Here is a 20,859-nt window from a genome sequence, read left to right as displayed (position 1 = left end):
TAAAGAAATCTTCTGTTGAATTGACTTTGAAGCTAACCTTTTATCTAACAATCAAAGGTTAGCTATACTTGTTTTAGGCGCTACGTCTTAATTAAAACTGTTTCTAGATAGGATTGAAAGTATTCCTATGAAACAACTGATAAAGACGGTATTGAGACGTGGGTTTGGGGGGCATGTGAAGATCTCTAGCGTCGAAACCATAACGTTACGGCACTCTTACCCTTTGGAGCATCAATTCGAGTATGCCGGTGGGCGATGTGACGGGCGACTCACAACACTGATTTTGGTCCGAACGGATGGCGATGAGATTGGTATCGGCTCAGTCTACTCACATCCGGGCATTATTCACATAGTTGTACGTGATCAGCTAGAACCATTTCTTGTCGGGAAAGATCCGACGCAGGTAGAGGATCTATGGGAACAGATGTATGGCCTGACTCGGTGGTATGGACGCAAAGGAGCAGCGATGTCGGCCATAGGAGGCATAGACACAGCGCTTTGGGATCTTCGTGGGAAAATTGCCGGTAAACCTGTGTGGCAACTTTTGGGTGGCCAGACTGGAACCTGTTCTGCCTACGCGAGTGGTCTTTTATGGAAAAATCAATTAGCGGACCTAAGTCGAGAAGCAATAAATTACATAGACCAGGGTTTCCGTCGCGTGAAGATGAGGCTTGCTCGAAGTGAAACCTATGATAGAGAGGCTCTACATGTCGTTCGTAAGGCCATAGGGATTGATCAGGGGATTATTGTTGATGCCTCGATGCGCTACCATCCAGAATTAGCGGTTAGGATGGGACGCATTTTCGCTGATCATGATGTATTTTGGTACGAAGAGCCTTTTGCACCAGAAAACATTGATGCTTTTTCTTTACTGCGCAACCTGACCACAGTTCCCTTAGCGGCTGGGGAAAACGAGTTCGGTTTACAAGGGTTTCGTGAATTGATCCGAGTGAATGCAGTGGATATCCTGCAACCTGATGCCTCCCAGTGTGGTGGTATTACTGAAGTAAGTAGGGTAGGGACTTTGGCGCACGAGCATGGTCTTCGTTTCGCCACTCATTCATGGAGCGATGCTGTTGCAGTAATCGCTAACGCTCACGTGGTTAGTGCCCTACCGAGTGGCCTTACGGTAGAGATTGACAGGACAAATAACCCTTTTGTTGACAAGTTATTGGACCCTTTAGCTGGAATCACATTGTCTGTAATCGATGGTCAGCTCTCTTTAGGTGATAGTCCGGGCCTCGGTATCGGTCTCGACATGGAAGTAGTAGAAAAATATCGGCTTAAGGACCCGTTGAATGTTCCTGACGGGGTTTATTCAGACATGATGTTCGGGGTACAGAACTTCCCTAAGGCTTTACCTTATATCGAAGGAGATGGCGAGGCTTGAGGGTAGCTGTTGGAGCTATCTTTACTGAGTGCAACGAGCTTGGTGGCTTACCGATCAACATTAATGATTTCGAACGCCATGAACTACGCCGAGGTAAAGAACTCCTGTCTGTTGATAGTGGAGCGTTGGGGGGGATGCTTGACGTCCTTAAAGAACGAGCATGCACTCCAATTCCCCTGTTGTGGGCAAGCTGTCCTCCTGGAGGAGTTCTCACAAGCGAATGTTATTCGGACCTTAGGAAGGAGCTGTTATCGGCACTGCGGACAATGCTACCGGTAGCCGGGGTTCTTCTTCCACTTCACGGTGCTGCCGTCTTTGCTGGCCCCGGTGGAGGGTCCGACCTTGAGGGTGACTTAATCACCCACATACGTGCCTTAGTGGGTCCTAACGTACCAATCGTCGCCACGCTTGATCTGCACGCACATATAACCCAGGCAATGGTGTCAGATGCTGATGCTCTTGTGGCATGGGAAACCTACCCTCATGCGGATGCTTACACCACAGGACAACGCGGAGCTCACATCCTGGTAGACACCATGATTGGACGGTATCAGCCCACTATGGTTGCGGCGTTAGTGCCTGTAATTACTGGTGCTATTCGGGGAGCCACGACTGGTAATGATCCCTTTGCAGAAATAATGCGCATGACCAAGTCATTAGAAATCCATCCCGAGGTAATTTCGACAAGCGCTATCCTAGTCGACCCTTATCTGGACCAACCGCAAATGGGAAGCGGTGCAATCGTAGTAACTAACAATGCGCCGGAGCTAGCTGCCCGTATGGCTAATGAGGTAGCAGAAGCTTATTGGGATCTTCGTAACGATTTCGAACCAAATACTTGGACACCACAAGAAGCGATCAAAGACAGTCTGAGGCTTTTAGTAAAATCACCTAACAAAACCAATAGTCCGATAGTGCTAGTTGAAACGGCCGACTGTTGTGGTGGTGGAGCAGCAGGGGACAGCGTAGCTACACTTGTTGCTCTCTTAGATGCACAACGGCAGCATTCACCTGAATCTATTTATGCGTTAGTGCCGGTGGTTGACCCGGAGGCTGCAGCAACTTGCCACGTTGCTGGTACAACGACCGAGGTAACTTTTACTCTTGGTCATAAGCTTGACGCTCGCTGGGGCGAGCCAATAACCGTAACAGGAACGGTCATTCGTTTAAGTGATGGTCACTTCACCTACAAGGGTGGGATTTTTGACGGCACAGTAGGTGGGATGGGGCCCTCAGCCCTTCTGCAGATAGGATCCATAACGGTGCTAATCACCAGTTATGGTAGTTATGACTGGCGGGATGAGCAGTGGGTGGAGATGGGTGTTGACCCGAGGAACTGCCTGTACATCGTCGCTAAAAACCCAATGAATTATAGACAAGTTTATGGAAAGGTCGCCCGTGCAATTTACATTTTAGATACTCCAGGGCCGACACCAGCCAGCGTGCTAAAGGTCAATTTTAAGCGCCTCAAACAGCCTTTTTTTCCACAAAGCTCTGAAGTGCTTGGTGTTCCATTAATTCTTAAATAGTTTTTCTTAAGTTCTTATGTGATCTTTCGATTCTTGCGCTACTACCTTTACATGATTACTGGGTAAGTTATTTACCTAAAATCCGTTAGACTAATCAAGGCAATTCAAGTTTCTGTCGTAGAAGGTGCACTTCGATGGGCGTGAGTCCCTGTCCGCGAAGTTTCGCCACCTCTTCAGGGCTATAAGGCAAAAATCCATCCAGACGGTCTAGGTTCCCCCAGGAAGTCACAACGTGATTGAGTGCTAAAGCAATCTTATCGTCAGAAACCATTTTTCTCCTGGCCATCCAGGCGTTGTAGTTCTCGCCAAGGACATCGATTGGTCCTTGTAAACCGTAGAGCGGAACGAGTATGAGGTACTCCCGGCCACCCTCAATATTAAAGAGGTTAGCTGCGTGCTCAACTAATGGTGGGAAGTTTCCAGGGTCTCCCAAGCCGGTACTCTTGTGACATATGGAGCAGTTTTCATTAAAACTCTTTAAAGCTAATGAAGTATCGAAGCCGAGTCCCCCCTCGTCGATGTTTGGAAGTTCAACCTCTTCATTTCTCGCTAGATTATTTTCTTTCTGATCGGTAGAGCTTGCCGTGCTGTTGAAGGTCACATCCAGTTCAGGCGTGGCAGTATAAGTGGTTAAAATCACGGTTTTTTCGTTTGTTAGGTTCCCGTCACTAACCGTCAAAGAAACCACGTAAGTGCCTTCCAGGTCAGCAAAGAAGAAATTACGGAAGTTAGTTGATGGTTTGAACCGAGCTGTACTACCCACAGGAATATCATTAAGCTTCCAGGAATACGATAACTCATCACCATCTGGATCCGATGAGTTGCCGCCATCGAAATAGAGTGCGACAGGTACTGCGAAGTTGTAATCGCTTTCAACTGCACCACGGACTTGATCACTCCCATGAATTTGAAAGCTGATTTCAGCAACTGGCGAACCACTGGGCTTCACAGTTGTCACTTCTAACTTTGACTCAACATTTTCCTGTTGAAGTTGGGGTTTATTAAATATTAGCCAGAATAGAACAACGATTAGAGTCCCAAGCAGCATGAGGGGGATAATAATTCTTAGCTTTAGACCCATTCTGTATAGCACCACTTTTCAATTCTTATCTTTAATGACCAGATACCGGCTCAACTACCTTCAGCATGATCACACTCAGCATGATTGTCAATAGGGTTGGTCGTAGCATAAATTATTGTGCTACGACCATTTTGTTTTAGGTTTTCTCGACTAAATTTAGTTCTTACGGTATTCCACCCAAGCTAATAACAAGACAATAATGACAACGTCATCCTAAGTTTCTTTGAAAGAATGCACAAAGATAACGTTGTCATTTTTAATTATGTAAGCCCTTAGCGTTTAGTTGTTCTGTGCGGGCAGGTTATGTTTTTCAGCAATTCCTGACAAAAACCCCCATAAAGATTTGGCTGTCGATAGTGCTGAAATTTCTGCTTTTTCTTGTTCTTCTTCGGATAGTGCATCAAGTAGCTTTTCACACGCTTTTCTATGAAGAATATCAGCTTCCTTGTGAACTTCGAAAAATTCAAGGCCTTCTTCTGACGAAACCCCGTAATGATTTTTTAGACCTCGAATTTTGGTATCTGCGATCTCTGGTATCTGCCTTTCGTATGAATACAGTGATGCTAGCCCTTCGGCATAACTTGATCTTCCGTGTTTAAAGAAATTTTCGATCATTCCGGCTGTAAATTCTTCTTTTTCAACTGTTTCTATTTCCGTAATATCAGCGCCCACTGCCGCTGCAAAGTTTTTCCATAATTTGGGGTGATCCGCCCCATCCTTTTCTTCATCTTGCAGATTTTCTAGCAAAATTTTTCTTTTATCTAAATCTTCGCATAATGAGTGAGTAGCACTAATATACCGAGGAAATGCCTTTACATGCTGGTAGTATTGTTCTGCATAATCCTTAATAACCTCTCTGGTCAACTCTCCTTCGTTCCAGGCCTTATAAAAAGGGTGTTTGAGCAAGTGATATTCATCTAATTGCTCGTTTAGTCTTTTTGAAAACATCGGTTTTCCTCCTTTAGTTTTAAAAATCGTACAAATTACCGTCACTCCTACGCCCAAGCATGCTGGCCGGGTGGTAGCAGTAGCAGATGATTCATTTTATCAAATAGAGCCCCGAGCAGCCGCATCCTTTAACAGGCGAACCTCTAATATTTACTTACCTGTACCATCTCGCCAGCAAGACCTGCTCCACAGGGCCTTCTGATCAACTACACTTCGACAACAAGTGAAAGTGGGTTGATATGGTCGGTTAGCTCGATAAGAATGTTATTTCAGGGGGGCTAAGAACACCAGCTTTTTGCTGGATCTGCTTCAAATCTGGGTTGGCAAAGAACCCAACAAATACTTCTTTCGAGGGGGCTGTAGCTATTACAATGGCATGGTTCGGATCATCAGCATTTCGATATGCACGACCACTAATACCTACCTCTTCTCTAGCGCTAGCATTGGAATCGAAAGCAGCTTTATAATTCTCGAAATCTTTGATTTTGACCGAAATTAGTACGGTAATACTCATTGTTAGACAGCTCCTAATGCAATTGAATTTTTATATCCGAATTAACTTTACCAAATCATCTGAATCAAGCAAGAAGCTCTTCGGCTATCTGTACTTTTGTACGTTGGCTTACACCGCGTTGCTCAACTCGCGTCCAAACATATAAAGGGACGAACCAATCAACTACAACTAGAAATAAAGATGGTTTTTTTGAGGTGATTTAGCCTAAAGCATCAATCTGGGCTGCTCATTCCCTTGTTGGCACCTTTACTGGTTATGATTCCGCCAATCAAAAATCTGAAAAAGTCCTTCTAGCGAACCGTGATGAAGCCCTTGGTAAAGATCCTGTGCGTTCTCTGGTGTGTGTAAGGTGATGATATCTTCACATGGAATTCTCTGATCTGCTAACCAACGTAATGCTAATCGGAAGCTTCCATATATGGAATGAGGTTGGAAACCAGACGCATGGTGCGGAAGCGCCCATTCCCAGCCACTACGAAGCACAGCGTATTTGTGGAATACCAAATGCAGAAGTTCATGTGCCGTGAGGTTGGTTCTTTGTGACCAGGGAACTCCGACAAGGACGATCTCGCCTCCTTTTCGGACAATCCTAGCCCCATCCAAAACCGCCTGTTCGTGTCCTGAGCAATCAACAACCAGTGCAACGCTGCCGTTGATCTTATCGTTTTCTGGTACTGAGGCAAATACCTTCTCCAGACCAGATTCAATCGCGATCCTACAACGCTCAGTGTTTGGTTCAACAACCAAAACTTCATAACCGGAGATTGAAAATAGATGAGCACAGAGGTAACCTACCGGCCCTGCGCCAGTTACGACAACCACATCTCCTGGACGAGCTAAGGTTGTCATTAACGTCGTTATAGTCACACCCATCAGGCGAGCAAGAACAGCTTCTTCGGGTGTTAATCCTTCAGGAACCCGAACAACACTTTTAGACGGAAGTTGTTGCAAACTTCGGTGGCCACCCATACAGAATAGTTGTTCACCACGGTTTATCCCTTCAACGTTACATCCAATCTCTTCAGCTATAAAGACAGCTGCATAACCAGGTGTACTTGGACTGTCACTAAGGTAAGCTTGAATCTCAGTCCCTGGGCTTACTAGTGACACGAGGGTACGTCCTCTGATCTCTTCAGGCCCCAAGGATCCCGGAGGTTCGCTTGGTAACAGTTCTGCCATTTCTCGTCGGGTAACCGTTACCTCGGAAATTTTCATAGGACGAGCTCCAAAGATTCCCCAATTCCACGAATGTGATTTGCTGCTAAGGCGTATTCTTCTTCATTAGGAAGATGTTCCATTAGGACTGGCGTGTATTCTGGAAGTTTTGCTATTTCTCTCAAAAAGGTTTGGTAATCAAGTTGTCCACATCCGGGCCTTACTTCTTCAAGATGCACAGCTACTCCTGGTTGAAGCATAATGTCTTTTGCATGGCACGATTTGATGTGTGGCCCAAGTTTTTCGACAAATTCCTTAATGATTGCCGTATTACCAAAGTATCTTTGGGGGCTATTAATCAGGTTCACTGGATCGAAGTGCACACCGAAATTCGGTCGATCTATAGCCTTGAGCAGGGCAAGATAGGATTCAGTAGAGTCCGGGTACATCCAAGGCATAGACTCCAAGGCGTAGCATGTGCGGATTGGTGCGACATCATCAATTATCTCTTGCACGGTTTCCACAATTATTTCGAATGTCTCTTTGGTAAGGTCGGCAGCGAACGGTCCGTGCCATGGTTCACCCCGGGATCCGGCAATATTTACACAACAGCGAGCCCCAATTTCATCTGCTAACGCAAGTGAATCCTTACACTTCCTCAGTGCAGCAACTCGGGTTGCGGAATCTGAACTAAGGGGGCTACTCCAAGCCCCAACTTCGGCAATCACAATATCTGCTTTATTAGCAGCCTCTATTAACTCTCTTATTACATCAGTGGGGGCACCAGGTTGGATAGGACAGAATGATGCTCGGTACCCCCGGGCAGAAATTGCTTGAATCCATTTGTCTGGAGTTTCAAATTTTTCTAATATCGGGCCACCTAATCTCATGTTTATCCTTTCTCTATACGGCTTATCGGAGTAGAGTCCATTCTATTGGCTTATTAACTCTAAGTTAATCTATTTTTTAAGTTAACCAACGCCCGCAAGGGCCTGTTGAAACCCCAATCGGGGTTATAGAAAGATGTAAGAGGTAAATACCAGCTGCAGAGTATCGAACTGATACCTATGACTCACCGAGGTAACTCTTTTATCATCTCGGATGCTGAAAATAGCCTACTTAATCTAAAACCATAATTAAATCTTCTGAATAGGCGATAAGGATCACGGTAGTATCAAGCGAAGGCAGCTTGGATACGGTAGGGAGAAACCATGGCCCGGCAAGAACCATTAACAGACGAAGAGATCCAACCAATCCTCGAGGACTTTTACGAGAACGGGGCAACGATTATTCGTAACGTTCTTTCGCGTGAAGAGTGCCAACAAATATGTGACCGGGTAGATCAGATTTTTTCAGAACCGTATTTTTCTGAGATGCGTAACGTGAAGAACTTACAGTCTAGTGATGGTGGGGACCCTATTGTCGTACACAGACTGTTCGAATGCGACCGTTTATTCCGCGACCTCCTTGTTAGAGAGCCAATAATCTCTATTGCTGAAACCGTGTTGGGTTCTGAATGCCACTGCATAGCCCAGGGGTGCATCCTAAACCGTAGCGACCTTGGTATTAATCGGTTTCACGTGGACGATAGTTTAGAATTCCCAATTACCGAAAAAAATATAGAAGGTCATGACCGCCGGTTACGAATGCCTGTTTTTAGGATGTCCTTCCAAATTGCCCTCACAGATCAACACGAGGATCGTTACGGGCCAAGTCAAATTGTTCCGGGCAGTCATTACTCAGGGAGAAGACCCAACGACCCGGATAATCCAAGTTTTGCTGGCCATGGCCCTACATCACTACTAATGGAAGCTGGTGATCTGTACTTGCTCAGTAGTCAGACCTGGCACCGAGCCGCTCCAAATACCTCAAATCGGATACGCTATTTGTTTCACCAAGTATATGGGCAACGGTTCGTTGCTCAACGCTTCTGGCCCTACCTTAACTATCACTTGCCGGATTACGTCCTTGAGGGTGCTAATGAAAGACTGTTACGTGTTCTCGGTAAGCACCCGGAGATGGCGTATGGTTGATTTAGACCAATAAAATTTTTGTTCTAATTTTTGAAGGGACGAAACCAATGAGTAGATTAACTGACGCGCATATTGAAGAACTCGATCACGAAGGTTTTATTATTGTCCCTGACTTTATTAGTGGCGACGAACTGACAAAACTACAAGCGGCGCAACGGCGCGTCCTGCCAACCTACGAGCAAATTAAGGACGATATTCCGCAGGATCAGGCAGGCCATAGTCTACTTAAGTGTTTTCCTCACGAAGAGCTTGATTTGTACCGTGCCACCATGAATCCGGAAAGTATCAAATTCGCGCGAAAATGGCTTAAGACGCAAGATATTCACATGCGGGTTGGCTGCCTAATCGCCCGCTACCCGGGCCACAGTAGAGGAGGAATTGGTTTCGATGATTCCAACTTACACATTGACAATGGAAACAACTCGTTATTACCTGTTACTGAAGACCTACGAGAGTTTGGTCAAATCGGCTTTTGGATTCACCTTGAGGACGTCGAAGAGGACCAAGCGCCGTTAAGGCTAGTCCCTAAACGATATGGGCGTGATATGACGAAATGCATTCCGCTTGTTTGTAAAGGTGGAACTCTTTGCGTATTCACTAATTTTTCTTTGCATAGCGCTAGTGCTTATGCTCGCAAGGACGGCCAGCGATTTACTTTCGGCTATGGCTTCGGTCGCGCTGATCACTACTGGGAGGGCTTAATAAACTATACGCAGCTTGGGGAAAATACGCCCGTATTCCAAAAGTTCATTGGTGGTTTAACTGCAGCTGAGCGCCAGCTCTGGCGTTTCCCACCAGCAGGACATCCTTACTACACTGAACAAACCTTGAAGCTACTAGAAGACCAGTACCCCGGATGGGATGCAGACGAATACCGCCGGGCAATCACATAGACGCCCTCTCAACCAGATGCTGGATCCAGAGTCTAGTTGAGAATCCAGTGCAACCTCTAAAAGATAATTTCTGAAAAACAAAACTCCGAAGATGCGATCGATACTTATTGACAACCAGAAAGGTATTGACTTGTTGCCGTCCATGCACCAAAATGATTCCACTATACTTTCCGGGTAATCATGTCTACTGACCAATCGTCACAGCATCCTCTCAATCCTGGTCCCGCTGGCCACTCTTTATGGATGATTCGTGAAAATCTTGATAACCTTCCACGATGGACCTTCCCGCCGGGATATACGATGCGGCCTATGGGTCCGGGTGACGAGAAGCTATGGGACGAGATCCAGAAAGAAACTGAGCCTTACTTCACCATCAAACCTGGGTACTTTCTCGAGCAGTTTGGTGACGACCTCAAAACTGCCTGGCAGAGGGTGTTCCTCGTTCTAGAACCTGGCGGGCATGAGGTCGGCACCATTGGCGCCTGGTACCGACGGTTTGAACAAAAGTACTATGGCCTAATCCACTGGGTAGCAATCAGACCTGCGTTCCAGCGACTAGGGCTGGCTAAAGCCTCTTTAACTGGCACGCTCGAAGTACTATCACGACACTATGACCGTGCCTACCTCGAAACGCAATCAAAACGCCTCCCAGCAATCTCGCTGTATCTCGACGCTGGATTCCGACCTCACTACGCTACTAATCAGGAGCGGGAGATCTGGTCCGAGCTAGCACTAGGCATGACGAATCCCACTCGTCGTAATCACCTCGAAAAGCTTATTAGCCATAAGGATCGGCAAGTTCTGTAGGCCGGTCGGTCGAGTTGAAAGCCCTCGGACTCTCACTTCACTAGATCAATGGAGCGGGAGAAGGGATTCGAACCCTCGACATCCACCTTGGCAAGGTGGTGCTCTACCAGCTGAGCTACTCCCGCAAACAAATCAGTCAGCCACATAAACATCATAATAGGCAAGTGAAGGTATCACCATTACAGACGATACCTTCAACACCTTTAGAAAATAATCCCCCGCACCGTCCTACTTTCGCAGGGAGCTGCCCCCCAACTATCATCGGCGCTGGCGTGCTTAACTTCCGAGTTCGGGATGGGATCGGGTGGATCCACGCCGCTATGAGCACGGAGAAAAAAATAGTGACAGGAATAGGAGATCTAGAGCAACGCGTATCTGAGGAATTAGTCCAAAAAAGGTTAAGTCCTCGACCTATTAGTACTGGTCAGCTAAACACATTGCTGCGCTTACACTTCCAGCCTATCAACCCGGTAGTCTTCCGGGGGTCTTACCCTCACAAGGAGGTGGGAAAGCTCATCTTGGAGTCGGCTTCGCGCTTAGATGCTTTCAGCGCTTATCCGTTCCACACATAGCTACTTAACATATGCCGCTGGTGCGACAGCTAAGACACTAGAGGTGTGTCCATTCCGGTCCTCTCGTACTAGGAACAGCTCTCCTCAGCTTTCCTACGCCCACAGCGGATAGAGACCGAACTGTCTCACGACGTTCTGAACCCAGCTCGCGTGCCTTTTTAACCGGCGAACAGCCGGACCCTTGGGACCTTCTCCAGCCCCAGGATAAGACGAGCCGACATCGAGGTGCCAAACACCGCCGCCGATGTGAACTCTCGGGCGGTATCAGCCTGTTATCCCCGGGGTAACTTTTATCCGTTGATCGATGGCCCTTCCACAAGGAACCACCGGTTCACTAGGACCTACTTTCGTACCTGCTCGACATGTACGTCTCGCAGTCAAGCTCCCTTATACCCTTACGCTCTATGCACGATTTCCGACCGTGCTGAGGGAACCATTGTGCGCCTCCGTTACACTTTAGGAGGCGACCGCCCCAGTCAAACTACCCACCTAGCACTGTCCCCCATCCGGATAACGGACGAAGGTTAGACGTGCGAACTAATCAGGGTGGTATTTCACCATTGACTCCACGTAGCCTAACGGCCACGCTTCACAGTCTCCCACCTATCCTACACAGATCAATCCAAACGCCAATACCAAGCTGTAGTAAAGCTCCACGGGGTCTTTTCGTCCTGCTGCGGGTAGGCCGCATCTATACAGCCAATTCAATTTCACCGAGTCTCTGGTTGAGACAGCGCTCCAGTCGTTACACCATTCGTGCAGGTCAGAACTTACCTGACAAGGAATTTCGCTACCTTAGGACGGTTATAGTTACCGCCGCCGTTCACCGGGGCTTCAGTTCGCAGCTTGCACCGCTCCCCTTAACCTTCNGGCACCGGGCAGGTGTCACACCCTATACTTCCCCTACTCGGGTTTGCAGAGTGCTGTGATTGTGGTAAACAGTCGCTAGAGCCAATTCACTGTGCCCGCTTCGGGCTTTGCATAATTGCTAACCCTACACGCGGGACCCCTTCTCCCGAAGTTACGGGGCCATTTTGCAGAGTTCCTTAACCAGAGTTCTCTCGCGCGCCTTAGTGCTCTTACACTCGCCCACCTGTGTCGGTTTTGGTACGGGCACTCTCGCTTCAACATTTAGAGGTTTTTCTTGGCACCGTGGATTCAACCAGTTATCAGCCCCGTAGGGCCTTCCCGACGTACGTCACTCTATGTGGAGGGCGGATTTTCCTATCCCTCCGAGCTTCGCACGCCGCCGGGCTCAGCCATGGCTCCGGTTGGCCTATCCTAATGCGTCACCCCATCACTCCACGAAAGTGGGGCAGGAATATTAACCTGCTGTCCATCGACTACGCCTTTCGGCCTCGCCTTAGGTCCCGCCTAACCCTGAGAGGACGACCCTTGCTNAGGAACCCTTAGGCTTTCGGCGGAAGGGATTCTCACCCTTCTTATCGTTACTCATTCCTGCATTCGCACTTCCGATACCTCCACGCCTCCTTACGGTAGCGCTTCAACGGCCTACGGAACGCTCCCCTACCCAGTGCGGAACCCTAAAGTTCCGCCCTGCCGCAGATTCGGTACATGACTTAGCCCCGATCATCTTCGGCGCAGAGACGCTCGACTAGTGAGCTATTACGCACTCTTTCAAGGAATGGCTGCTTCTAAGCCAACCTCCTAGCTGTCTTTGCATCTCCACATCCTTCTCCACTTAGTCACGATTTTGGGACCTTAACTGGCGGTCTGGGTTGTTTCCCTCTCGTCTATGAAAGTTAGCTCCCATAGACTGACTCCCGGGGTATGGACCAATAGCATTCAGAGTTTGACAGGGTTTGGTAAGCTGGTAGGCCCCCTAGCCCAATCAGTGCTTTACAGCCATTGGTAAACCCCCGAGGCTAGCCCTAAAGCTATTTCGGGGAGAACCAGCTATCTCCGGATTCGGTTAGCTTTTCACTCCTAACCACAGCTCATCCCAAGAGTTTTAAACCTCAACGGGTTCGGTCCTCCACTTCCTGTTACGGAAGCTTCAACCTGGCCATGGCTAGCTCATCCGGTTTCGGGTCTACTAACAGCGCCTTTGTCGCCCTATTAAGACTCGCTTTCGCTACGCCTTCGCCTAAACGGCTTAAACTTGGCACTGCCAGTAAGTCGCAGGATCATGCTACAATAGGCACGCCACCACCCATTCAGATCCCGAAGGACCATGCATAGGGCTGTGACTGCTTGTAAGCACACGGTTTCAGGTACTATTTCACTCCCCTCACGGGGTACTTTTCACCTTTCCCTCACGGTACTGGTTCACTATCGGTCAGTCGTAATATTTAGCCTTACGGGGTGGTCCCCGTGGATTCACTCGAGGTTCCACGTGACTCGAGCTACTCAGGTGCCGACTGGGCCTCCACGTCTTTCGCCTACGGGGCTATCACCTACTCTGGCGCGCCTTTCCAGTGCGCTTCNGCTAGACGTTCGGGTCCCGTTATTGTCGGTCCTACAACCCCGCTCCCCGAAGGGGGCGGTTTGGGCTATTCCCTTTTCGTTCGCCACTACTAAGAGAATCGAGTTTTCTTTGTTTTCCTCCAGGTACTTAGATGTTTCAGTTCCCTGGGTTCCCTCCATGCACCTATGTATTCAGTGCAAGGTACCAGAGGTTCGCTCTGGTGGGTTTCCCCATTCGGACATCCTCGGGTCAAAGCTTGCTTCCAGCTTACCGAGGCTTATCGCAGGTAGCCACGTCCTTCATCGGTTCGACTGCCAAGGCATCCACCGTGTGCCCTTAATAACTTAACCTTCTTTTTTTCTAAAAATGTAAGAGTGTTGTTCAGACACGCATATCGGGTTAATACCCGACTCGTGTTACTACATTATCGGGTTAATACCCGATTGTGTTACTAGCACTTTTCGACGTCATAGACGACGAATCGCGCATATATAACAGGATGCTCTTGCTCTCCTATTCTTCTGTCAATGTACACACTGCTCCAAAAGAGCAGCAAAAGCGAGTGTACACCTGGGTGATTAAGGCTGTCAAGGGCGNTGAAAATAGAAGATTCAGCAAAAAAACACACACCGGAAAAAGTGGTCGAAATAATGAGCAAATCGCTAGTCCACGGACTCTGGCGGCCCTCCAAACCAAAATTTACCCAAAGCATTTGATAAGGTCTTTTTGTGTTGAGGAATCTGGCTTTTTAGTTAACTTTGTTGGGTTTCATCTTCAGGCAGAGGAGGGCCGTAACCACCTCCTCCTGGTGTCATCACGATCAACTTCTCCATCGCCTTAGCGTAGTATCCATCAACACCTGCGAGCTCCTCATGTTTACCGTCAATTTTCACGCGAATGTTGTTACCTGCCTGCCCTGGCTCACCGCCCTTGAGGCCGAATGGTTGTGTGGAACGACGTTGCGTTAGTAACGAGACCTCAAGGTCTTGCAAGAATTGATACTGGCGGATCGCGCCATCGCCACCAACCCATCGGCCCGCACCACCAGAACCTCGACGGATACCAAATTCGAGCAGACGAACGGGATGGCGGGTCTCTAGAATCTCTGGGTCAGTAATGCGGGTGTTAGTCATGTGCGTGTGGACGGCAGATGCACCAGGATAGCCGGGCGCGGCACCTACACCACCGCAGATGGTTTCATAATGACCGAAAGTGTCGTTACCAAAGGTAACGTTGTTCATGGTGCCTTGGCTGGCAGCAGCCAGGTCAAAAGCAGCTAGTAAAACATCTACAAGACGTTGTGAGGTCTCAACGTTTCCGCCTGCAACAGCACGACCCGGCCTAGGGCTAATCAGGCTTGGATCTGGAATTATCATTTCTATTGGCTCTAGGCAACCATCGTTTAGGGGAATCACTTCGTCAACTAGGCAACGCAGAGCGTAGAGAACAGCTGCTCGGACCACGGCTGGTGGGGCATTAAGGTTTCCTTTGCTTTCAGTACCAGTACCACCGAAATCAATTACTGCTCTTTCGCCATCAATAAGCAACGTAACCCCTACTGCGGTACCATCATCCATTTGATCAGTAAACTCAAATTTGCCGTCACTAAGTTGTGCAAGTGCCTTTCGGACACTATTGGCTGCGTTATCACGTATGAATTTCATGTAGGTAAGGACTGTATCCAAACCATAGTGGTCGACTAGTTCTATTAGGAGCCTCACTCCCGTGTTGTTCGCTGCCAGCTGAGCTTCGAGATCAGCGCGATTGTCTGATAGGTTGCGCACAGGATAACGACCAGTTGAGAACAGGTTGAGGAAGCGCATCTCGTCGAATTCACCCGCAACTACAAGACGGATGCAGTTAAGGAGGATGCCTTCTTCGGCAAGGGTGGTAGAAAAAGCGGGCATAGAACCAGGCGAAACCCCTCCAACATCAGCGTGATGAGCACGACTCGCTACGAAAAATCGGAGATTGGACTCCTCAAAAACTGGTGTTACTACGGTGAGATCAGGTAGATGCGACCCACCAGCATAAGGATCATTTGTAACGTACACGTCTCCTGGTGTCATTGTGGCCCAACGGTCGATGACTGCACGAACACTCTCACCCATTGCACCTAAATGAACAGGCATGTGGGGAGCATTCGCGACGAGGTTACCTCCTTCATCAAAAAGAGCACAAGAAAAGTCGAGTCGTTCTTTGATGTTAGTTGACACAGACGTCTGTCGTAGGACTGTTCCCATCTGTTCAGCAATCGACATGAAAAGGTAATTGAAGGACTCAAGCGCCACTGGATTTAAGTCCTTACTAGTGGTTAACTCCCGCCTGGCTGGGGCGTNACAGTGCCGCTCAAGAATCAGATTGTTGTGTTCGTCAACACGAGCGCGAAAATCAGGTTCGACCAGTACAGTTCCAATTGATTCGAGGATTATAGCGGGGCCAACAAGATTATGACCNGCCTGGAGATCTTCGCGAGAGTATATCGGAGTGTCAAACCAACCCTCCGTAAACGCTACCTGTGTACGATCTCGGGGACTCAATTCCTTATGTGTGTTGTTAATGGGTTTGGGGGGCTGAACGTCGGATAGACCTGCGACCTCGACTCGAACCTGCAGGATCTCGACTGGGCGATCAGTTCGAACGTAACCATATAAACGATGGTGGTGATTCTCAAAAGCCATAAGGTAGGTCTTGCCGGTTGGCTCGTTTATGGTGATAGCTGTTTCGGTACCTAAGTACCGTAGGTCGAGTTTGCGCGTTAGGCGAAGGCCAGAGGATTGGAAGCCTTGCTCTTTTAAAATATCTTGGCCCTCGGTTTCAAGAGCTTGGAAGTCACTTTCGAGGGCTGCTAACGTCTCATCACTAAGCGGCAGCCGGGCAACAGGCCTAGATCCCTGCCAAAGGGAATCAGCGCATCCGATGCCGTAGGCTGAGAGGACGCCTGCATAGGGATGCACTAGGACGGTATCAATTCCGAGGTTACGTGCCACTGCGCAAGCGTGCTGCCCGCCCGCGCCACCAAAGCAGCAGAGGATATGTTCTTGAGCATCATGTCCTCGTGCTACGGACATGCGCTTTACTGCTTCAGCCATATCTAGATTAAGGATTTCGACAAAACCTCTTGCAATGTCCTCAAGGGAGAGGTGTTGACCTTCTGCCGCAAGCTCAGACTGTAGAGCAGCGAGCCGATGCTTAATCGGTTCGCGGTAGAGAGGAAACGGAAAATTAGTAGGTTGGATGCGACCGAGAAATAGGTTGATGTCAGTGATTGTTAGTTCTGTCGCTCTGTGTTTATTTTTATCTTTAAGTCCGTAACAGATAGGGCCTGGGTTCGAACCGGCACTCTCGGGACCGACTGTGAAACGACCAAATTTGTACCGGCATATTGAACCACCGCCTGCCGCTACAGTCTCAATGTCTATCATTGGGGCTTTTAGTCGTACTCCTGCCGTAACTGTTTCATAGGAGTACTNTAGGTTGTCTTCGACACGCGAAACATCGGTTGAGGTGCCACCCATATCGAAACCAATGACTTGTGGGTATCCAAACCAGCGTCCAATCCGCGCGCAGGCCACAACACCAGCAGCAGGGCCGGAAAGTACCGCATTATGGCCCCGGAATCGTCTTGCTTCAACAAGTCCGCCATTAGATTGCATCATTCGGATGTCAACTCCAGGCAATTCATCACTCAGTTTCGCCAAGTAGGTAAGAAGAAGTGGGGTGAGGTAAGCATCAGCACTGGTTGTGTCACCACGAGCTGCGAATCCCATTTCTGGGGAGACCTCGTGTGAGCAAGCCACGTGTAGGAATCCTAACTCCTGAGCTCGTTCTGCTATTTCAATCTCAAACTCTGGGAAGGCGTACCCGTGCATGAGTATGACGGCTAGGCTTGTTAATCCTCGTTCACGTAGACGCTTCAGGGAGGAGTTAATTTCTTCTATGTCAAGCGGTTCAATCACTTCACCATTAGCGTCATGCCGACCGGTTACTTCCTCAACCGTATCGTAGAGAACCGATGGTTTCGCCACTCGCACATCGAAGAGTTTTTGTCTCTGTTGGTTACCAATCTCGAGAAGATCACGGAATCCCCGAGTGATGATCAGCCCGTGGGGGCATCCGGTACGTTCAAGGAGAGCGTTGGTGGCTAGAGTTGTTCCCATTCTCACTTCACCACGCGGAATAGGAGCGCTTTTTGGCAGACCCAGGAGCTTTCGGATGCCCTGCAGTGGGGCGTCATCGGACGATAGAACTTTGGTGACAGAGAGGCAACCGTCAGGTGAGAGAGCAAGGCAGTCGGTGAAGGTGCCCCCACGATCAATCCAGAACTGCCAAGGACGAACCGGCGATGTCGTGAGCATAACGTCCACCTTACCCAACGTTGGGCACTCGGAGTGCCGGCTACACTTAGAGTTATGAGTGAGANTTTGAAGTCGGTGGCTCTTATTGCCCATGACAAGAAAAAACTAGATCTGGCTGTATTCGCTAAAGATCATGCTGATGTTTTGGCACGTTTTCCTCTTATCGCTACGAGCACCACAGGTTCCGTATTGAAAGATAAAGCCGGACTCCAAGCTGAGCGGCTCCTGAGTGGCCCGGAAGGCGGAGACTTGCAGGTTGGGTCCCGTATTGCTGAGGGTCTTGTACTGGCTGTGATTTTCTTCCGAGACCCTTTAACCGCCCAACCACATGAACCCGACGTTTCTGCACTCATGCGAATTTGTGATGTTCACGTGGTACCGCTAGCCACCAACTTAGGAACGGCAGAAGCCATCATCGAGTGGTTGGTGGAACAACTTGGAGGATAAATCTAGAGGCTTTGTAGTTATTTTTTGAGGGGCGCAGCAGAGAGTAAATTTATCATAAGGGTGTGTAAATCCTTCAATCTGCATTGTCGGGTCGGACCAACTTTAGTGAAGTATCTAGAGAGCCTAGGTTTTGGCTGCCCGACTCGAAATAGTACATTGTTTAGTAGCTAATAATTGTGTGTGAAATAAAATTTTTTTAGTAGACGTGCTAGGGTGGCACTTAGTACCGTGACTAAAAACGTTATTGAAGCTTTTCTAAATGAGATGCGAAACCGCCACGGGCGAGATGTTGCGGCAGTTAACCTCCCGGAGGGCACTCGCGAGTACGTCGAGGAGTGTATTGGCGAGGATGATGTGGACACCATAATGTTCATGCTGAAGCTTGGTTACTTGATGGGTCTTCAAACTGGATTTGCTGCTGCACAGGCTGGTGAAAAGGAAGTACCGCCGGCTTCTTCNGCTCGCGGTCCGATTCAAGCCTAATGCTATCTTTACGTTCTTAAATCCCTCAGGCGCAACCCGGTCAATAACCCAGTTTTTTATTCACTACATTACGTAGAGTTTCGCCACGTCGATAACGACCTAGGTTGTCGACAAAGATCGCTAATGCCCGTTGGTGATATCGGGGAGTACTGCCAGCATAGTGTGGCGTGATGATCACCCGTTTATTCCGCCATAATGGCGAGGTTTCAGGTAAAGGCTCATTTTCGAACACATCAAGCCCAGCACCACGAATCCAGCCTTCCTCCAAAGCCCGAGCCAGGACGTTCTCCTGAATAGTACTGCCACGTCCAATGTTAATAATCACAGTAGTTTCCTTCATGGCCCTGAGCTCTGGCTCTCCAATCATTCCGCGAGTCTCAGGAGTTGAAGGAACAGTAAGGACAACTGCGTCGGATTCAGGTAGAAGCTCAAGAAGATCACCTGGACCACGAAGCAGATCGACATTAGGAACCGGTCGTTCCCAATGACGTCGGATACCAACTGTCCGCATGCCGAATGCTTTAGCTATCTTTGCTGTTCTCGCTCCAATAGCTCCTACGCCCACTACCATCATGGTCTGGTCAACAAGTTCAAATAAACNAGAACCAGGAATGCTCGGGAAAGAAGAGGGCGGCCAAAGAGCCTGCTTCTGGTTCTCGAAAGCGTCAGGAAGACCCCGACCAAAGGCCAGCAGCAGCGCGAAAATNTGCTCGGTGATCGGTACTGAATGCACGCCCGAGGCGTTGGTTAGTACAAAATCGTGGCTCGAAGCTTCAGAATCACTGAGTATCCAATCAGCGCCAGCTCCCCATTGCTGAAACCATCGTAGTCCCACAGCTCTACTAATTAGATCTTTCGGGAAGCTTCCCGCGACAATCTCGATGTCAGGGAGTAATTCTTCGATTTTGGTTCTTTCGTTAGTCACAACTAATTTCTTTCCTGGGGCAGCTGCGCGAACCAATTCGAGTTGCTCTTTAGAAAGAGTGCTCTCTGGGAGAGCTATCAATAAAAGTTGAGACACACTAAGGACTCTCAGGCTCGTCATCGAGAACTACCTCGAAAGTAATGTCAGCATTGAGGCTAGCGCTGACTGAGCAGTATTTAGTCATGGTGAGTTCCACAAAACGTTCGGCATTTTTTTGGTCAAGTCCGGGTACGTCAAACACGTGCCTAGCGTGAATCCGTGTGAAACGCTTAGGAGGTTCGTCCGACCTGTGACCCTCAAGTTCTATTCGGTAACTGTGAATATCGAGCCGACGTTTTTTCAGGATCTCAACAACATCGTAACCAACGCAGGCTCCAAGAGCGTTGAGTACGAGCTGCATGGGCCTCATTCCGGTCCTGGCGTTTGCCTCACCATCTATGAGTACCCGTTGTTCATCTGGGGTAATACCCACGAAGCGCTTATCTACAAGGTGGTGAACTGACGTAGTATGCGTTTCAGACATAACCCTAGGGTATCAACTAGTTTCAATTGAAACCACCTTTCACCCCCATAGTTCCTCTATGGACTTTTTGCCAAAACTTGAAAATTATTTTTTCAGGTGTGCTACGGAAAGGATCTTAAGCTGTCGGGCCTAATGTAAAGCTCGACTTAGTACTTGTTTGACACTTTGGGTCAAACGACCCGTGTAAGCTCTTGGAAATGGATATCCCCTCCACCAACGCTCCAAAAAACGCTTGGCGCATTTGGGCCAGGCATGCCAGGGACGCTTCGGCTTCTACGAATACAAATATGGACATCATGTCGACGTTAAGTTGNTGGGGTCCTTATCAAGCTGCCAGGTACATCCTCACGTTCCTGGCTTTTGGGTCAGAACCAGATGCTAAGGCTCTCGAAGGCGAGACTGGAAAGGATTTCTACGTTACTCGTACCTGGCCGGGTGATCCACACCGCCAGAGCATCCACCGGCTAGACCGAAAAAATCTCGAACGCCACCCATACGGTTTCCTACAACCCCCAGAAGAAACACCAGAAGTTGACCCTGGAATTATAGAGATCGTTCTGGTGCCTGGTCTAGCTTTCGACGAAAGTGGTGGTCGACTTGGTTATGGACTTGGCTATTACGACCAGCTGCTTGCAAATCTTGATCCTGCGGCCTTACGAATTGGTGTAACACCACTTTCGCTGGTGGTGCCTCAACTCCCAACCACCAAACATGACGTCACCATGACGCACTTAGTGACAGAACAACGAATCTCTCGTGTCGCTGTACACTAA

Annotated in this window: 16 protein-coding genes, 1 tRNA gene and 2 rRNA genes; 8 read left to right on the top strand and 11 right to left on the bottom strand. The window is 48.6% G+C overall.

Features of this window, described 5'->3' with window-relative positions:
• The first annotated feature begins 127 nt into the window (after positions 1-127).
• Together CMO31_04910 and CMO31_04905 are read left to right on the top strand one after the other, a co-directional pair.
• Entirely contained in the window at positions 128-1,390 is a 1,263-nt protein-coding gene (locus CMO31_04910) for a hypothetical protein (protein ID MAZ53340.1), read from the top strand.
• Positions 1,387-2,919 (top strand): hypothetical protein, encoded by a 1,533-nt coding sequence (locus tag CMO31_04905; protein MAZ53339.1) that lies wholly within the window; start codon positions 1,387-1,389, stop codon positions 2,917-2,919. The genes CMO31_04910 and CMO31_04905 overlap by 4 nt, the downstream gene beginning before the upstream one ends.
• 94 nt (positions 2,920-3,013) lie before the next feature.
• On the opposite strand, the gene CMO31_04900 is transcribed toward CMO31_04905, so the two are convergent.
• The 5 genes from CMO31_04900 to CMO31_04880 all read right to left on the bottom strand — a co-directional run bounded on the left by CMO31_04900 (position 3,014) and on the right by CMO31_04880 (position 7,507).
• On the bottom strand, positions 3,014-4,000 hold the full coding sequence (locus CMO31_04900) for a hypothetical protein (protein ID MAZ53338.1): 987 nt from the start codon (positions 3,998-4,000) through the stop codon (positions 3,014-3,016).
• A 279-nt stretch (positions 4,001-4,279) separates the two neighbouring features.
• Complete coding sequence (locus CMO31_04895) at positions 4,280-4,948, bottom strand: pyrroloquinoline quinone biosynthesis protein PqqC (protein MAZ53337.1); 669 nt, start codon at positions 4,946-4,948, stop codon at positions 4,280-4,282.
• Positions 4,949-5,195: 247 nt separating this feature from the next.
• Entirely contained in the window at positions 5,196-5,462 is a 267-nt protein-coding gene (locus tag CMO31_04890) for a hypothetical protein (GenBank protein MAZ53336.1), read from the bottom strand.
• A 246-nt stretch (positions 5,463-5,708) separates the two neighbouring features.
• Complete coding sequence (locus tag CMO31_04885) at positions 5,709-6,677, bottom strand: dehydrogenase (protein ID MAZ53335.1); 969 nt, start codon at positions 6,675-6,677, stop codon at positions 5,709-5,711.
• Entirely contained in the window at positions 6,674-7,507 is an 834-nt protein-coding gene (locus CMO31_04880; GenBank protein MAZ53334.1) for a xylose isomerase, read from the bottom strand. The genes CMO31_04885 and CMO31_04880 overlap by 4 nt, the downstream gene beginning before the upstream one ends.
• A 321-nt stretch (positions 7,508-7,828) precedes the next feature.
• On the opposite strand from CMO31_04880, the gene CMO31_04875 reads away from it, so the two are divergent.
• From CMO31_04875 to CMO31_04865, 3 genes are all read left to right on the top strand, one after another.
• The gene (locus tag CMO31_04875; protein MAZ53333.1) at positions 7,829-8,650 is read left to right on the top strand and encodes a hypothetical protein; all 822 of its coding nucleotides are present in this window, start codon (positions 7,829-7,831) and stop codon (positions 8,648-8,650) included.
• Between the two features lie 47 nt (positions 8,651-8,697).
• Positions 8,698-9,543, top strand: coding sequence for a hypothetical protein (locus CMO31_04870; GenBank protein MAZ53332.1), 846 nt, complete (start codon positions 8,698-8,700; stop codon positions 9,541-9,543).
• 180 nt (positions 9,544-9,723) lie between these two features.
• Entirely contained in the window at positions 9,724-10,350 is a 627-nt protein-coding gene (locus CMO31_04865) for a hypothetical protein (GenBank protein ID MAZ53331.1), read from the top strand.
• 49 nt (positions 10,351-10,399) lie between these two features.
• Here CMO31_04865 and CMO31_04860 read toward each other — a convergent pair.
• From CMO31_04860 to CMO31_04845, 4 genes are all read right to left on the bottom strand, one after another.
• Positions 10,400-10,475 (bottom strand) — tRNA-Gly (locus CMO31_04860).
• 90 nt (positions 10,476-10,565) lie between these two features.
• Positions 10,566-10,682: ribosomal RNA gene (gene rrf, locus CMO31_04855) — 5S ribosomal RNA — on the bottom strand.
• Positions 10,683-10,744: 62 nt separating this feature from the next.
• Positions 10,745-13,701: ribosomal RNA gene (locus CMO31_04850) — 23S ribosomal RNA — on the bottom strand.
• 401 nt (positions 13,702-14,102) lie between these two features.
• Complete coding sequence (locus CMO31_04845; GenBank protein ID MAZ53330.1) at positions 14,103-17,708, bottom strand: 5-oxoprolinase; 3,606 nt, start codon at positions 17,706-17,708, stop codon at positions 14,103-14,105.
• A 66-nt stretch (positions 17,709-17,774) separates the two neighbouring features.
• On the opposite strand from CMO31_04845, the gene mgsA reads away from it, so the two are divergent.
• Positions 17,775-18,155, top strand: coding sequence for a methylglyoxal synthase (mgsA, locus tag CMO31_04840; protein MAZ53329.1), 381 nt, complete (start codon positions 17,775-17,777; stop codon positions 18,153-18,155).
• A gap of 228 nt (positions 18,156-18,383) precedes the next feature.
• Positions 18,384-18,638 carry a hypothetical protein gene (locus CMO31_04835; GenBank protein ID MAZ53328.1) on the top strand — a complete coding sequence of 85 codons (255 nt, stop codon included), beginning with the start codon at positions 18,384-18,386 and terminating at the stop codon, positions 18,636-18,638.
• A gap of 40 nt (positions 18,639-18,678) precedes the next feature.
• On the opposite strand, the gene CMO31_04830 is transcribed toward CMO31_04835, so the two are convergent.
• Positions 18,679-19,683, bottom strand: a complete 1,005-nt coding sequence (locus tag CMO31_04830; protein ID MAZ53327.1) for a hydroxyacid dehydrogenase — start codon at positions 19,681-19,683, stop codon at positions 18,679-18,681.
• Positions 19,661-20,086: an osmotically inducible protein OsmC gene (locus CMO31_04825; protein MAZ53326.1), complete on the bottom strand. Its 426-nt coding sequence runs from the start codon at positions 20,084-20,086 to the stop codon at positions 19,661-19,663. Before CMO31_04825 ends, CMO31_04830 begins: the two co-directional genes overlap by 23 nt.
• A gap of 197 nt (positions 20,087-20,283) precedes the next feature.
• Between CMO31_04825 and CMO31_04820 the strand changes: the two genes are divergently transcribed.
• Positions 20,284-20,859, top strand: coding sequence for a 5-formyltetrahydrofolate cyclo-ligase (locus CMO31_04820; GenBank protein MAZ53325.1), 576 nt, complete (start codon positions 20,284-20,286; stop codon positions 20,857-20,859).

Source organism: Trueperaceae bacterium (assembly GCA_002707365.1).
Classification (GTDB): Bacteria; Deinococcota; Deinococci; order Deinococcales; family Trueperaceae; genus UBA6957.
The sequence above is the reverse complement of the archived record's forward strand: the minus strand, read 5'-3'. Positions and strand labels throughout refer to the sequence as shown.